We start from the raw sequence: 15,876 nt of genomic DNA, 5'->3' as shown, positions 1-15,876 counted from the left end.
ATCTGCATCCCTGCCCCGCCCCCGAACCGGAAAGGCACGATGGCGAGGGAATGGACACCTGCGGTACCCGCGATGATTGCTGTTGGCCTGCGACTGCCCCACCGCCGGCGGCGCGCGGGGCCGTCACCGCAGGCTGACCCGACGCACCCGCCGATACCGGCGAAGGAATGTTAACTGCTGCAACGGGCGGCAGCGGCTGTTGTTCCGGCTGGACCGGGGCAGTGGCCGCCGCACGACGAACCGGCCGGACCGGCACGCTGGCGGTCACCTCGCCGCCGGGTCGCATCGGCACCTCTTCCGACTTTATCGGATAGACCGGATTGCCGGGACGGCCGAGATTTTTGTCCACCGCCTGCGGCGTGCCGTAGGGGTTCCAGCTTGGCGAGGCATAAGTCCCGGTGATGGTATAATTATACATCACCGCCAGAAGCCGCTCGATGCTTGCGCCGGATTGACAGAGGCGTAGCCGCACCTTGATGCGCCCCAGATTGCGGAAATCCTGCCGCATGCTTTCGGGGGAACGTATATCCTGCCAACCATAGAGGCAGGTATCCTCACCACGCCCCTTGCCAGCGGCATAGGAAAACGCGCCGTAACTGTTCTGCAGGTAATTTGCCGACATGGCGATAGTTTCACCCGGAAATTCCGCACGGATTTCCCGTGCGAGGGAGGAAGCCCTGAAACCGGTGAACGCCAGGGAATCGAGATCTGTATCGCCGGCCTGCTGCGGACCGAAGAACTCCGCCTTGAGATAATTCTGTCCCGGCGTAGCAGCCTCGGAACGCAATATGACCTGCTGCGCCACGGCGTTGGAATAAGTACGGCTGACGACGGTAACGATTTCGGGGCCGCCAGGCGGCGGAAAAATCAGCGCTTCGGAGGGGGACAGAAGCTGCGTCCCGCCGAACGACCGAACGCCCGCGGGAGTACTGCAGCCAGAAAGAACCGCAATGGAAAACAGCAATGAAGTATAGGCAGAAAATTTCACTGCCCTTCGCCCCTTTTTTTCCCCGACGCCGCCCAGATTAAAAGGAAACCGAATCACCAATGACCAGACCATTGTTACGAAATACGTGAGGACTGCGAATAAGCAATCGCAAATTTCCGTTGTAATTTCTGATAGTTTATGGCCTGCGAATCGCTTTTTCGCTGCCGTTGGCGAGGGGAAAAAAGGTGGAACCAATCACGCCGCTGCGGGTTGGCTTCGCGTCAGATCGATAATTTTTGCGGTTGCAGCGCAATATGCCACATGGTCTATTTGCCTCCACAGCCACGTTTTTTTATTGATCTCATCTTATTCAACTGTAAAAACAGAGAGTTACCGCATGACCGTGCAATTTCCGAGTATCGCGCAGACACTTGCCGAGGAGATCGGAACATTACGCAAATGGCTGGATGAGGATGCCCTGCCATTGTGGTGGGAGGCGGGGTCAGCCCGGCCGGATGGCGGCTTTTATGAGCGTCTCGGTCAGGATGCGAAACCGGTTTTTTCCGATGACCGCCGCGCCCGCGTCCAACCGCGCCAGGCTTATTGTTATGCCGCCGCCGGCCAGCATGGCTGGCACGGCCCCTGGAAAGACGCAGTGTTGCACGGGCTGTCCTGGTTCGAGAAGGTCTATCGCCTTGAAAACGGCCTTTACGGCAACCTGGCCGACCAGACCGGAAAACTGATCGACCCCTCCTTCGATCTCTACAACCAGGCTTTTGCGCTTTTTGCCGCAGCACAGACAGCTGCGATCCTTCCCGAGCGAAGGAATGAGATGCGCAGCCGCGCGCTCGAAATCCTTGCCATTCTCGAACGCGACTACAGGCACCCCATCGCTGGCTTCGAGGAGGCGAACCCGCCGCGCACACCGCTTTGCTCCAATCCGCATATGCATCTTTTCGAAGCGATGCTGGCATGGGAAGAACAGGATCGTGACGGCCCGTGGTCGGCGCTGGCCGACGAGATTGCCGGCCTCGCACTTTCCCGCTTCATCGATGGCGGCAATGGCGGCCTGCGCGAATTCTTCGCCCATGACTGGACGCCCTACGAGGGGGAGAAGGGCCGGATCATGGAGCCGGGCCACCAGTTCGAATGGGCCTGGCTTCTGGTGCGCTGGGGCAGCCTGCGTGGAAACGAAGGAGCGATCAGGAAGGCAAAACGCCTGTTCGAGATCGGCGAAGACCACGGTATCTGCCCGCGCCGCAAGGTGGCGGTGATGAGCCTTTACGACGATTTTTCGATGCGTGACGGGCTTGCGCGACTATGGCCGCAGACGGAATGGCTGAAGGCGGCGGTGCGGCTTGCCAGTGTAACTGATGGTGAGGAGCGGCAGCGTTACCTTGCCTCTGGTCTGAGCGCCATCGGCGCGCTGCAGCCTTTCCTTGACACGCCGGTCAAGGGCCTGTGGTTCGACAAATGGCCAGCGGATCGGCCGATGCTCGACGAACCGGCGCCGGCAAGCACGTTCTATCACATCGTCTGCGCCATCTATGAGGCCGAGGCGGTGCTGGCAGCAGGATGAGGAACGTCGCGTACCGGCGAGCGACATCGCCGCTCGCCGGTTTTGATACAGGTCAAACCTTGGCCGGACGCACCACGCGCCAGTCAGGTCTGCCGAGATTGTGCGGCCAGGCATGAACATCCTTGTCATTGAAGTAGACGACTTCTTCCAGCTTTGGAAAATCCGCCTGTTCCAGCGTCACGTCGTTCATCCACGGACGAACATAGGAATCGCTGCCTTCATAACCCAGTTCGGCGACCCAGACCGGCTTGTCGAAGGTCTCGACGAGTCCGTAGCCCTTGCGCAGCAGATCCGTGAAGGTCTTCGGCGCGCCATATTCGATCTTGTCGTAATCCTCGAGACCGAACACCGACAGACCGACCAGATCGGCGTAATTGTCACCGGGATAATAGGCCCGCAAACCATCCAGACCTTTCGGTGACCACATCACTTTCACACCGGGAACCGCCTTGCGCGTCATATCCACCACACGCTTGTAGGCGGTGATGTAATCACGCGGGTTCCAGCCCGACCACGAGAAGCGGCCGGTCGTGTCTTCCATTTCCTGTCCCCAGCGCAGGATCAGCGGGCTCTTCATCGCCGACATGCGTGCGGCGATCGCCTGCATGTTCTTATCGTAATCGCCACTCAGAACCTTGCGGCGCAACTCGTCTGAAGAGAGGCGCCAGTTGACGTCCCACGACCAGGGTTCGACCGTGATCATCACATTGCGCTTGCGCTCCAGGGCATAGGCATCCGCAAGTGCGAGACTATCGAGATCCACGTCTTCCCAGGGCAAGAACAGGTGTTCCGTCACCACCCCGGACTGGCCGGTGAAATCGCCGTGCGGATCATATGCGCCGAAACGTATTCCGTCCGCATGCAATGTCGGTCTTTTGTCGGCAAGTGTCTTCATGCCCGTCGAGGTCATGGGGGCGACCCCTTGCGCGTCGAGCTTGAGCACCGGATACATTCCGGCGGTAAAGGCTGCGGCGGCACCACTCGCGAACAGAAGTGTTCGTCTTGTTATCTGCATGACACCTTACTCCTTACCTTGTTGCCGTCATCGCCTTGTCGTAGGCGGCGATCTGCGGCGTGACATCGTCCTTGCGGACGAGCTTGAGGAATTCATCGCCAGGGCGTGGCGGGTTGTGCCGGAACACGTACCATTGCCCGCCCTGTTTGCGCTGGTAGAGCACATTGCCGATGCGACCATGGTCGAAGCAGGTATCGGCCTTGCCGCTTCCCGCCTCGGCTTTCCATGTGGCGCGCATGCACAAGGTGCCATTGGCATCGACGGTCCAGCGGCCTTCACCGATGGACTTCTTGCCCTTTTCTTCCGTTGCAGCGATGAATTTACGGCCGTCGGCGATGAAGCGCCCGCCGCCCGTATCCCATTTCCAGGTCTTGTCGAAATACATCTCCACGACCTCGCTGGTTCTGAGCGGCTTCGGCGTCTTCGTGCCGCCTGCAGCATGGACGACGCTTGGCGCGACCACCGCAAGACAGAGTACGAAAGCGGAGAATCCGCATGTGCTTATTGTTGTTTTCATCACAGCCTCCTCCTTCATTGTCCGACCCTATTGTCGGCCAGCATGATCTCTCCGGTTGCCACCGCCGGCGGCGGCGCAACGATTGGTTCTGCCTGCATTTCCTGCGGCCCGCGCAGTCCAGGCAGTGCAATGCGCAGTTTCAGACGCACCGACCTCGCACCTTCCGCGCCCGCACCTGCGACCGTGAACCGTGTTTCGGTAAAACTGACATAGGGTTGTCCATGCGAGAGAGCTTCCAGCCCGCCAATTGCATGGGAGCTGAGTTCCGCAGCACTTCCCGCCACCAGCAGCAAGGAACAGGCGGCAGCACTCGCTCCACCGCGCAGGGCCGGCAGCTTCGGCAAACCGTTTTCCCCTGCATGGCGGATGAGCAGGAACACCGACAGGCCCGCATAGATCGCCACATTGATGGCAGCGAAGATAAAGAACCCCTCCGCGCCGTTTTGGCGCGGCGCCAAAACCATGGCAAGAAGGCTGAGCGCCGCGAGGACCATGTATGGTGCGACTACCCGCAGCGGCAGCGGCGGTTTTGCCTGCGTGCCCTTGGGCGTGATGCGGAAATCGACGAAATCGCCACGGATCGTGTCACGTATGGCCGCCAGCACACCCATAAGCGACCATGGCCAGCGCAGGAACAGGAACACCATGGCCTCCCAGCTGAAAAGCTTCGCATCATGCGGACGGAACGCGCCCGTGGCCCGCCAGAAGAAAGCAAACACGATCATGATCAGCGAAACCGGAAGGAAATGCGCCAGAAACGCCGGATAGGATGCGTTGACCAGCACGTGGCCTCTCACCAGCGCCACGGCCGGAAGCACGAACATCAGAGCCATGAAGCCGGAGAACAGCGGATACCAGAGTTGCGAAAACAGGAACTGGAACTTCAATCGCGCGGGCAGCTTCGGCACGTAATGCCGTGAATACTGCAGCAGAATGGTCATAAGGCTGCGCGACCACTGGAATTCCTGCACGATGAGATCGGCAAAGGTCACCGGCCCGTCGCCATGGGCGATAGCATTGACCGCGTGGACGCCACGCCAGCCGCCGGCATTCATCAAAAGCGTGGTGGAATGATCTTCGGCAAGCTCCGGCCCGAGGCCGCCCACCTCCCTAAGAGCCTTCGTGCGCACGGCGTAATGCGAGCCGATGCAAAGCGGCGCCCAGCCATTATTGTATCCCAGCTGCAGCGCACCATGCAGGCTTGCTTCAGCATAAAGCCTGCCGCGTGCGGCCCAGCTTTCATTGGCATTGGCGTCGCAAATGCTTGGGGCGGACACATATCCAATCCTCGGATCGGCAAAGGGACGGATTACCTCGCTCAGATAGTGGGGTTCCGGCACGTGATCCGCATCGAACTGGGCGACAAAATCATAACGCTCGTAACCGTAACGGTCGTAAAAATAGGCGAGATTGCCCTCTTTGCAGCGCGTGCGCCGCGGCCAGGTCTTGCGATGATACTCGGCAATGCCCTGTCGGGTGGAAACGAAAACGCCGTGCGCGCCACACCATTTCAACGTTTCCGCATCCGGGGCTTCATCGGCAAGCCAGACGTCGAACTCCAGACCCTTTTGCTCCAGCATGGCCAGCAGTGTCTTTTCCACCACCGCGAAAGGTTCCGACGGCGCTTTGGTGACCACCATCGCCACCCTGCCCCGCGGCAGGGGCGAGCGCGGGTCAACAACCCTCGCGTTGAGAAATATGAAGATGAAATAGGATGGCAGAAGCGTGATCCACGCCAGCGCCAACGTGACCACGGAGTAGTAGGGCCAGTCGATGACGCGATCTCGATCGAGCCACCAGATCCAGAAATAGGCGAGCGTCACCAGCCAGCCACCGATGCCAAGCAGGTAGGCAAGGCGGTTCCAGCCTGTGAAAACCGGCAGCATCCGCAACACGCCTGCAGCGGCGCGGGGGGATGCGACGGAGGGCGTGGAGCGCATCGTCATGACAGCACCTCCAGTCCAAAACCGGGACCGGCCGTGCGGATGATAGTGTCTATATCGGAGCGTCTGGGCGCAAAGCCGAGCGTCTGCCTTGCGCGTTCTATATCGGCAAACAGCGCCGGAGGGTCTCCTGCGCGCCGTGCGCCAAAATGAACAGGGACTTCCTGCCCCGTCACGCGATGGATTGCCCGAATGATGTCACCGACCGATGTGCCGTGACCGGAGCCGAGATTGACACGCAACGTCTCGCCGCCATCGGCAAGATAGTTGACGGCGGCGACATGGGCATCGGCCAGGTCACTGACATGGATATAATCGCGAATGCAGGTGCCGTCACTGGTATCGTAATCGGCACCGAACACATCGAGTTGCGGCAGCCTTGCAGCGGCGGCCATCAGCGCACGTGGAATCAGATGCGTCTCCGGTTCATGACGCTCGCAAAGCTCGCCATCCGGGTCCGCACCGGCGGCATTGAAATAACGCAGTGCAACGAAACGCAGACCATAGGCCGCGGCATAGTCGTCTAGCGCCATCTCGAAGATCAGCTTGGTGCGGCCGTAAGGATTGACCGGCGTCTGTGCCGTCTCCTCACGGATGGGCAGTTGCGGCGGCACGCCATAGGTGGCGCAACTGGACGAAAACACCAGTCCGCCGATATTCTGGTCAAGACAGGCGTCCAGCAGCGAAAGACTGCCGCCGACATTGTTGCGGTAGTATTTGCGTGGATCCTCGACGGACTCGCCGACATAAGCGTTGGCGGCACAATGAATGACGAAGGCTGGCGAGAATTCCTGGAGCGTCGCTTTCAGGAGACCACGATCCAGAATGTCGCCTTCGATAAAGGGACCCCAGCGGACCGAATCCGCGTGGCCGGTCGATAGATTGTCGTAAGCTATGGGCTTGAAGCCGGATTGCGCCAGCGCCTTGCAGATGTGGCTGCCTATGAATCCGGCCCCGCCCGTGACGAGGATTGTGCGGGGCATCTCATACGGCCTCCGCCACTTTCTGGCCCGCCAGCAACGCATCGAAATAGACGATCGTTCTTTCGAGGCCGATTTCGAGCGGTACACGCGGCTGCCATTTCAGCAGCTCGTTTGCCCGCGAAATATCCGGACGGCGCTGCTGCGGATCGTCGATCGCGGCAGGCAGATGGACGATGCGAGAGCGAGAACCTGTCATCCGGATAACAATGTCGGCCAGCTGCCGCACCGGAATTTCTGCGGGATTACCGAGATTGATCGGCCCGGTGCAGTCTTTCGGTTTGTCCGAGAAGCGCAGGAAGCCATCGATCAGGTCATCGACATAGCAGAAAGAACGGGTCTGGCTGCCATCACCGTAAATGGTGATGTCGTCCCCCTTCAGCGCCTGAACGATGAAGTTCGAAACCACACGGCCGTCGTCAGGGCGCATACGCGGCCCGTAAGTGTTGAAAATGCGTCCGACCTTGATATCGACACCGAAAGTGCGGTGATAATCGAAAAACAGCGTTTCCGCGCTGCGTTTCCCTTCATCGTAGCAGGCGCGCGGCCCGATTGTATTTACATTGCCGAAATAGGTTTCTGGTTGCGGATTGACGTGGGGATCGCCATAGACTTCCGAGGTCGAGGACTGCACCACGGTAGCACCGCATCTGCGCGCGACTTCCAGCACATTGACTGCGCCGAGTACATTGGTGAGAAGGGTACCGACGGGATCGCGCTGATAATCAGGCGGCGAAGCCGGCGAGGCAAAGTTGAAGATCAGCGAAACATCGATGTCATAGGGCTTGCGCACATCGTGCTCGACCATCAGAAACCGCTTATTGTTCCGCAAATGCTCCACATTCGCGGTACGGCCGGTCGAAAGATCATCGAGACAGATCACCTCGTGACCGCTGCTCAGCAACCGCTCGCAGAGATGGGAGCCCAGGAAACCGGCGCCACCATTAACGAGTACCCGTTGCCCGGGTTTCCAATCTGAGTAAATGGTAACGCCGTTATCATGTTCGTTGGGAACGAAATTACGCATAACACACACCTCCCCACGGTGAATCAGCACAGCCGATTCAACTAAGTGAATTAAACTCTCCATTTGACGCTATCTGAATATCATCCCTCTATTTTTTCTTCTTCCTGAGGTTTTAATATTCATATCCGATAAATTTCCACTTTCATGATAAGCGCAGGCAAAAGCAGGTCAACTTCAATTTATCGAAATATTACAATTGATTACCCAAAATTACTCAAAATAGCCCGTTGTTTTAATACTTTTTAACTACGCCTCCATTATGCCTTTCTTATTGAGCATTAGCGCAAGCTTCGCTCAACCAGTCGGGGCTATCCTGGTTTTGTAAGGCTCGGTCCACCGGGAACAAAACCGCCCGGCGAGATGCGACAGACAGTCGATTTCAGGGGACACACATGATGAATGAAATGCCTTATTTCCGTGGCGGCAAAACAGTCCGTCAATGTCGTCTTGCACTCGTTGCCGGCGCACTTTTGACTTTCACTTTCGCGACCGCTTCATGCTCCGTCGTCGAAGACGCCGTTCTCACGACCGCATCGGCCAGCCCGACTACGATCAAGAGCCGCGTCACGCCGGCGAAGGCGGCCTATGGCTATCAAAAAACCGGCAACGCAGCCGTTACGCTTGTTGCAGATGCTTCGGACACTCCGACAGTATCGCGACCTTCCTACTCGGGCTCTTCTCCCTACATCTGCTCGCCGAGCGGATTTGGGCAAAAGTCCCGCTGCTTCCTGAGGCCCTGAGCCTCCTGCATAACGTCCGGGCTGCCTCTGGCAGCTCGACGCTCAGTTCTTCCAGCCGGAGAAAGTCGCGCCTTCATCCTTGTTGAAGAAACGCGACGCCGCCTCCGTGCGGTTGCGAACGTTCATCTTCTTGTAGATGTTGCGAACGTGGACCTTCACCGTGTTCTCGGACAGATGAAGCCGGTCGGCAATGATCTTGTTCTGCGTGCCCTTGCATAACATGTCGAGGATTTGCACCTCCCGCGTCGTCAGCGTCGCCATGTCGCTCCTGCTTTCGGCAAGGGCGTCGGCACGGTTGGCGATGACAGCGCTGTTCTGCACGCTTTTACCACCGGCTGCGGCGGAATAGGGCGTGAGCTTGCCGAGAAGGGCCGCCGGGAAATGCTCCCCGCCCTTCATGAGCAGGTCGACCGCCGCCATGAAGACGTCGAGCCGGAGATTGAGCGGCAGCACACCATCGATGATGCGCATTCCCACCAGCCGCTTCAGGGGCTCTTCAATTTTGTCGATCGTTTCCACGACGAGCGCAATCGGCGCTTCAGGATGTTTTTCACGGATCGCCGACAATACGCTGTGAAGCCGCTCGCCCGCCAGACGATAGGGCAATACGAGCCGGACATCGGCGCCGTAATCATCGTCAATCGTTGCTGACGATGTCACGCTTACCACGGAGAATGTGGGGAACTTTCTGCCCAACGCCTCCATGAGGCACTCGGAAAACAGGTCCGGATCCGCTACGATCAATAAAGTTCCATTTATATGTGTAACGGCGTTTTTTTGTTTTGCCGCATAATCTGACGTTCCCATGAACATTGACGCCTCCCTCAAGCGCTTACGCATTACATTCTTTTGGTTGCGCAGTCTGTCATCTGCCCGGCGACCCACCCTTAAAACTTGGAGGCGATTCTCCGCTTCATGTCATGTCAACTATTATTAATCACCCGTTAATTCGTACACGCTAATACGAAAAGCTGTGTAAATAAATGGCCCAAACGGGTTATTTTTTACAATTGACATACAAAATAGGTTAAGCCGGATCAGAATCAGTGATCCCGGAACCTGCGTAAAAACAAATATATCGGAAAAGCTTTCGTGCTGGTTTTGCGTTCCGACGAAATGTAACTTTCAGTTGATATCCCTCGACATAGCTCGCCTGCTGCACATGCCCAAGCCTGTGCCTTTTCGGGATGAGAGCATCTCTCCACCGAAATAAACCATGTTTCACGAAAGAGCCGCTCCGGCCTGCCGAAGCGGCTTTTTTTCGAGAATGAACCGGCGAACGATGCGCAGGACAACCGCTTGCGACGTATATATCCGGGTGGAACGCCGATAGGTTTAGCCCAAATTGATATCTAGGAAGCGCAATTTTTCTGCGGCACAGTCTGACCGTCGCTGAACGGCGGCTGATGGAAAGACACTCCCGGCCTTGACGTGTGTTTGAGAGCGCCGGACCCTTTTCAAGAAAACATGCAAGCGAAAAGACGAAGCCACCGCGCTCCCCTGCTGGAGCGAGGAACGGATTTGTGCGCCGTTTTATCGAGTAGCGCACAAGGGCTGAACAAAAAGAGCCCGTCCACGGGCCAATACCGAACCGCAGATGATGCGTAACCGAGTCCATCTGCAAAACATCAATCTTCATGCTATCCGGAGCAAGCGCGAAAAAATCCCGTTTGAGATGAGAGGGATTTCGAAAGCTGCTCCGAGCTTTTTCGGAGGAAATCGAAATGGGTTATGATCATAAATCCGCTGGCAGCGACGACGATATCACCAAGATCGGCGCGCTTTCCGATGGTTTTGCCAACACGTCTACCAATGACGCCAAGGTGGAAGACAGCAACGTCGGCACCGCGAACGGTGAAAACCGCAACAACGACAATAGCGACAACAGCACCAATGTGGATGTTGATGCCAAGATCGATGTTGCAGTCGGCAATGGTGACAATCGCGATAACGACTATGACTGGAGCTATGACAGCAAGTCGTACAGCGATAACGACACGACGACCAAGACGAGCACCGAAACCAGCACCGAAATTAAGACCGATTACGACTGGAGCTATGAAAGCAAGTCGTACAGCGACAACGACACCAACGTGAAGACGATTACGGATACGGACAACAAGACGTTCTCCTATTCCGACAACGACACCTCCACCAAGGTCTCGACAACCACCGACAGCTTCAACTCCTCGGACAGTTTCTACAAGTCGGATGACGACTTCGGCAACATCACGGGCGTCAAGGATGTCGGCAATCTCGGCATCGCCGGCGGAGACCTCACCTTCAATCTGGGTGACGACTTCTCCTTTACCCTGGATGTCGACAGCATCCTCAACGACTCGCTCAACGGTGACGGCAACGACACGGGCTTCAGCCTCGTGCAGGCCAACCACCTGGCGGATCAGGATGAGGCTTACGACATCAAGATGCAGAACGGTGGGGCCGAAAACCACCTGAGCGCCAATGCAGGCGACGCCTATGGCGCGGAAGGCATCGACGGCAAGGGATGGGATCTCAAGGCCGGCGACGACGCAGCGGGCACCAGCACGGCCGATGCATCGGCAATCCTTGCAAATTCCGGCTTCCATCTGGAGCTGGTGCAGGGCGCCAACATGCTCTCCAATGCCGTTGACGTCACGGTCACAGGGGGCAACTCCAGTGTCTCGGACGTCGGTGAGGATCACTCCTGACAACCATCTCTTGACGAAAAGAGCTGCACCGGCGTCCGCCGGTGCAGTTTGCGGTTCATGGACAGGCCTGGCGACAAAGAAGCACCGCTTCAAGACGTGTGCCGCCCGACATCTGTGACGTACCGCAATGATCGGGGAGGGACCTCCAATGCATATCGACAAGATTTCAGACATGATCGCGCATTTCATCGGCCTGTTCGACACGATGGCCGAAGAAGCGCGTCTGCGAAACAACTATAGTGAAGGCCCCGCACGTTCCGGGCCTGAGCAACTGCCGGAAGAGGAAGCGGCAAGGCTGCTCGACAAGAACTATGACGTTGCACTTCAGGACTACGATCCTGGCGTCAAGTACCATGCAGGCTATTACGACTTCGATTATCTCCCGCCGCGTTTCGCACGCACGGTCGAACATGACATGCAGCAGTTTGCGAATTCGATACCGGTCGATATTTCCGCTGCGAATTTCCGCTTTCCAGGTCGCCTTTCCTTCGAGGACGAACGCGAGCTGGTAATTCATACCAGCCCAGGCTCGGTTGTCGCCCATGTCGCGCAGGTGAATATTCTTCAGGACGATGATTATCTGAATATGACGGATGGCCCCAACGTGGCCCGCGACACCAGCTTCGTCACTGAACGTACAGTCGAATTCTACAACGAAGCGTCCGTCTTCACCCCTTTTTCCGGTTTCCAGCGCACCGACAGCTATGATGCGCTGCAGGCTCTCGCCAAGACCGCGCATGATTACATCGAGCACGCCCGCGACAACGACGTTACCTCACTCGGGACCGGCGCAGATGAGGATTTCGTCCTGGCCGGCAACGACATCAATGGTCTTTATATCAATGGCGTTGCCGCCGCTGAGAAGCCGGCGCTGGACGACTACATGCCGGATCGCGGCATTGCCAAGCCTCCGGAAGAACCGGAACGAAGTGACGTTGCGCTGCATGAAGAAAGTCCCGCCGGCAACAGTCTCGATGTGGCCGCAGGCGCCAATGTCGTCGCCAACGTCGCCACATTGGTCAATACCGCCGTCATGACCTCCGTCACCGCCGTGATGGGTGACTACCACCAGATCGATGCGATCACCCAGGCCTATATCTATAGCGACAGGGACGAAATCGCTTCCGTTTTCACCCGTTCCGAGGATCAGGCCGACACGGCCGCCTACAACATCGCCAATTTCGAACGCAGCATTTTCCCCGGCGCGGAAAATACGGCTGCGGAGAGCCCTGAAACCGGCGAAATGCCGATTTTCCCCACCGCGTGGCGCGTCAGCGTATTAGAGGGTGACGTTTCCTTCGTGCATTGGATCGAACAATACCAGTTCGTCAGCGACAACGACACGATGACGATCACGACCTCCGGTGCGAGCGTCAGTCTTTTGACAGGGGGAAATGCCGCACTCAATATTGCGAATTTCCTCGGCATCGGAATGCAGTATGACCTCATCATCGTTGGCGGCAATGTGCTGGACATGAACCTCATCAGCCAGATCGCCGTGCTTTACGACAATGACTGGGCCCGAGCCAATCCCGATGCACCGGGAGGCGCCACTATTCAATCCGGCAACAATCTCCTTTGGAATGATGCCTCCATCTATAACGTCGGCTCCAACGACCGTTTCGAAACGATGCCCGACTACATGGCGCAGACGGTGTCCGCGATCAATGAGCGCGATCCGAACATGCCGGATGCACTTGCGCATGACAGCAATTTTGCCGGCTATCAGGGACTGAACGTGCTCTACATCACCGGCAATCTCTACGATGTCAGCATCATCAAGCAGGTGAGTGTGCTCGGCGATTCCGACGACGTTACCCAGGCCGCGGCCAAGGTACTCGAAAACAACGAGAATGCCGACGTCCATATCGATACCGGCAGCAATGCCGTCATCAATCTCGCGCAGATCATTGATTACGACAGCTTCGGTTCCACCACCTATGTTGCCGGCGGCGTTTATTCCGACGCCATTCTGATACAGGGCGGCATCATCGAAAACGATACGTCGCAGCCGGCGCAACCGGGTCAACTTGCGAACGAGGTCATCGCTTTTCTCCACGACGATCCCGCCACCATCGAAAACGAATCCGACGGCGTCATCAATGCCGGGCACGACCTGTCGTGGTCCAATGCCCACTCATCCGACGTCATGCAAGCGGTCACCGCGTAGGTTTTGCCGGCGGTAGTTCCGCCTGTGTAACCGCAAAAGCCGCAAGATCACCGAGGGGACCGATAAAAATGGATCATATTTCAAGAAGAACGATTGCGGATGGACGCTCGCTGGATTTACCGCTGGATCAGGACGCGGAAGACAGCAAGCTGACGGACGCCTGTATTTCAGCTATCAATGAAGCCGTAGAGAACCTTCGCCAGTTGTCGGGTGCGGAACAGATCGCTAGGGCAACCCTGCCCTCTGCGGAGGTGGCCCCACCGCCCTCGCCGACGACACCGCAATCCAACACATTGCGGGATATGCCAGCGGGAAATCCGGCACCGCAACAGGAGCCACACCCCGCGTCGCGACCTGCCCCCAAAGCCAAGATCGACAATGCAGAACTAAAGAGCGCTCCCGACCTCCCCTTCGTCAAGACTATCGACAACAATGACGGTCCGATCCGTGAAAACGAACGGCGCCCGGCGACGGGCGGTGGCGGCGATGGCAAGGAACCAACGGGCAATGGCGGCGGTGGCGGCGGTGGCGGCGGCGGTGGCAGCAGCCAGAGCGGCTTTCATAAACGCAGCGAACCGATCAATTTCGCCGCAAGCCTTGCCAAGGGCATCGCCGCGGTGCGCCGCAACATGATTGTGGTGATGCTGTTCACTGTCGCCATCAACGTCCTGCTTCTCGCCATACCGCTTTATCTGTTTCAGATTTCGGACCGCGTGCTGACGAGCCGCTCGATGGATACGCTCGTGATGCTGACGGTCGCGGTTCTCGGAGCGGTACTGCTGCAGGCTTTCATGGATGCCATCCGCCGCTTCATCCTGATGCGTACCGCTGTGGAGCTCGAGGTTCAGCTCGGCGCTCCCATCCTGTCTGCCGCCGCACGCGCCTCCCTGCATGGCAGCGGCAAGGATTACCAGATATTGCAGGATTTACAGCAATTGCGCTCATTCCTCACCTCGGGAACCCTTATCGCTTTCCTCGATGCGCCGCTGATGCCGCTCTTCATCGTGGTGGTTTATCTGGTCCATCCGCATCTTGGTATTATCATCATGGTCTGCTGCGCCGTGCTGTTCACCATCGCCTGGCTGAACCAGCGCTTCACCGCACGGCAATTCTCCGAAGCCTCGGGTTATCTGAGCCGCGCCAATTTCCATCTCGATTCCATGTCGCGCAATTCGCAGATCATCAATGCGCTCGCCATGATCCCCGAAGCGGTGAAAATGTGGGGCCGCGAAACGGCGGGCTCGCTGAAATCGCATGTGGCCGCACAGGATCGCAACATCATGTTCTCTGGCGTGTCCAAAGCCGCGCGTATGATCACACAGGTTGCGCTTCTCGGCTGGGGCGCGCATCTTTCGCTCTCCGGCGAGCTGACAGGCGGCATGGTGATTGCGGCCTCCATCGTCTCGGGCCGTGCGCTCGCGCCCATTGAAGGAGCGATCGAGGGCTGGCACCAGTTCAACAAATCGGCCGCCTCCTATGGCCGCATCAAGCAGCTCCTCATCAGCTCACCGCTCAATTTCCCACGCCTGCGCCTTCCCAATCCGGAAGGACGCCTGGATGTTGAGCGCATTCTCTTCGTACCGCCGCCGCAGAAGAAAGTGATCCTGAACGGTATCTCCTTTTCGCTGAAAAAGGGCGAATCGCTTGCCATCATCGGCAATTCCGGCTCTGGCAAAACGACGCTCGGCAAAATGCTGGTCGGCTCCATCCTGCCTACATCGGGCAATGTCCGCCTCGATCTCATGGATCTGCGCAACTGGGACCAGCGGCAGTTCGGGGAAAGTATTGGTTATCTGCCACAGGACGTGCAGTTGTTCCCGGGCACCATCAAAGCCAATATCTGCCGCATGCGCGACGATATAGAGGACAGGCAAATCTATGAGGCCGCAGTGCTGGCCGACGTTCACGAGTTGATTGCCGGTTTCCCGCAGGGTTATGAAACCGTGGTCGCCGCCGATGGCGCACCGCTTTCCGGCGGGCAGAAACAGCGCATCGCACTTGCTCGGGCCTTCTTCGGCGACCCCAAATTCGTGGTGCTGGACGAACCGAACTCAAACCTCGACACCCAGGGTGAGCAGGCCCTGGCCAAGGCGCTGCTGCACGCCAAAAGACAGGGCATCACCACTGTCACAATCACCCAGCGGCCCGCGCTTCTGCAATGCGTCGACAAGATCATGGTGCTGAAAGACGGGTCGGTCGCCATGTTCGGCGAAAGGATGGACGTGCTGAAAGCGCTCTCCGGCAATGGCCGCCAGGCCAGCCAGTCCCCGCAGATCGAGGGTTGAGG

Annotated in this window: 12 protein-coding genes; 5 read left to right on the top strand and 7 right to left on the bottom strand. The window is 57.9% G+C overall.

Translation table 11 applies throughout. The features are described 5' to 3' along the window. Positions 1-988 (bottom strand): cellulose biosynthesis protein BcsN (gene bcsN, locus DOU54_RS16855; protein ID WP_177319407.1); only part of this gene is annotated, 988 nt, incomplete at its 3' end. 337 nt (positions 989-1,325) lie between these two features. Between bcsN and DOU54_RS16850 the strand changes: the two genes are divergently transcribed. After that, the gene (locus DOU54_RS16850) at positions 1,326-2,507 is read left to right on the top strand and encodes an AGE family epimerase/isomerase (protein WP_113731685.1); all 1,182 of its coding nucleotides are present in this window, start codon (positions 1,326-1,328) and stop codon (positions 2,505-2,507) included. Positions 2,508-2,559: 52 nt separating this feature from the next. Here DOU54_RS16850 and DOU54_RS16845 read toward each other — a convergent pair whose 3' ends face one another. From DOU54_RS16845 to DOU54_RS16825, 5 genes are read right to left on the bottom strand one after another with little or no spacing between them, the layout of a single operon-like run. Beyond that, positions 2,560-3,522: a glycoside hydrolase family 26 protein gene (locus DOU54_RS16845; protein WP_113731684.1), complete on the bottom strand. Its 963-nt coding sequence runs from the start codon at positions 3,520-3,522 to the stop codon at positions 2,560-2,562. A 13-nt stretch (positions 3,523-3,535) separates the two neighbouring features. Next, positions 3,536-4,039, bottom strand: coding sequence for a DUF995 domain-containing protein (locus tag DOU54_RS16840; RefSeq protein ID WP_004438628.1), 504 nt, complete (start codon positions 4,037-4,039; stop codon positions 3,536-3,538). Positions 4,040-4,053: 14 nt separating this feature from the next. After that, the gene (locus DOU54_RS16835) at positions 4,054-5,985 is read right to left on the bottom strand and encodes a glycosyltransferase family 2 protein (protein WP_113731683.1); all 1,932 of its coding nucleotides are present in this window, start codon (positions 5,983-5,985) and stop codon (positions 4,054-4,056) included. After that, a complete protein-coding gene (gene galE / locus DOU54_RS16830) occupies positions 5,982-6,965 on the bottom strand; it encodes a UDP-glucose 4-epimerase GalE (RefSeq protein WP_006698572.1) in 984 nt (327 codons plus the stop codon). Before galE ends, DOU54_RS16835 begins: the two co-directional genes overlap by 4 nt. Before the next feature lies 1 nt (position 6,966). After that, entirely contained in the window at positions 6,967-7,989 is a 1,023-nt protein-coding gene (locus tag DOU54_RS16825) for a UDP-glucuronic acid decarboxylase family protein (protein WP_113731682.1), read from the bottom strand. Between the two features lie 392 nt (positions 7,990-8,381). On the opposite strand from DOU54_RS16825, the gene DOU54_RS16820 reads away from it, so the two are divergent. Further along, on the top strand, positions 8,382-8,729 hold the full coding sequence (locus tag DOU54_RS16820) for a hypothetical protein (RefSeq protein ID WP_004438615.1): 348 nt from the start codon (positions 8,382-8,384) through the stop codon (positions 8,727-8,729). A gap of 42 nt (positions 8,730-8,771) precedes the next feature. Here the strand turns inward: DOU54_RS16820 and DOU54_RS16815 are convergent, their stop codons facing one another. After that, on the bottom strand, positions 8,772-9,542 hold the full coding sequence (locus tag DOU54_RS16815; RefSeq protein ID WP_113731681.1) for a response regulator transcription factor: 771 nt from the start codon (positions 9,540-9,542) through the stop codon (positions 8,772-8,774). A 911-nt stretch (positions 9,543-10,453) separates the two neighbouring features. On the opposite strand from DOU54_RS16815, the gene DOU54_RS16810 reads away from it, so the two are divergent. The 3 genes from DOU54_RS16810 to DOU54_RS16800 all read left to right on the top strand — a co-directional run bounded on the left by DOU54_RS16810 (position 10,454) and on the right by DOU54_RS16800 (position 15,874). Then, positions 10,454-11,419: a hypothetical protein gene (locus DOU54_RS16810; RefSeq protein WP_006698576.1), complete on the top strand. Its 966-nt coding sequence runs from the start codon at positions 10,454-10,456 to the stop codon at positions 11,417-11,419. Positions 11,420-11,567: 148 nt separating this feature from the next. Beyond that, positions 11,568-13,589: a hypothetical protein gene (locus tag DOU54_RS16805; RefSeq protein ID WP_113731680.1), complete on the top strand. Its 2,022-nt coding sequence runs from the start codon at positions 11,568-11,570 to the stop codon at positions 13,587-13,589. Positions 13,590-13,657: 68 nt separating this feature from the next. Further along, a complete protein-coding gene (locus DOU54_RS16800; protein ID WP_113731679.1) occupies positions 13,658-15,874 on the top strand; it encodes a type I secretion system permease/ATPase in 2,217 nt (738 codons plus the stop codon). Positions 15,875-15,876 lie beyond the last annotated feature (2 nt).

Origin of the sequence: Agrobacterium sp. MS2 (genome assembly GCF_003261015.1) — a bacterium.
GTDB lineage: Bacteria > Pseudomonadota > Alphaproteobacteria > Rhizobiales > Rhizobiaceae > Agrobacterium > Agrobacterium pusense.
The sequence above is the reverse complement of the archived record's forward strand: the minus strand, read 5'-3'. Positions and strand labels throughout refer to the sequence as shown.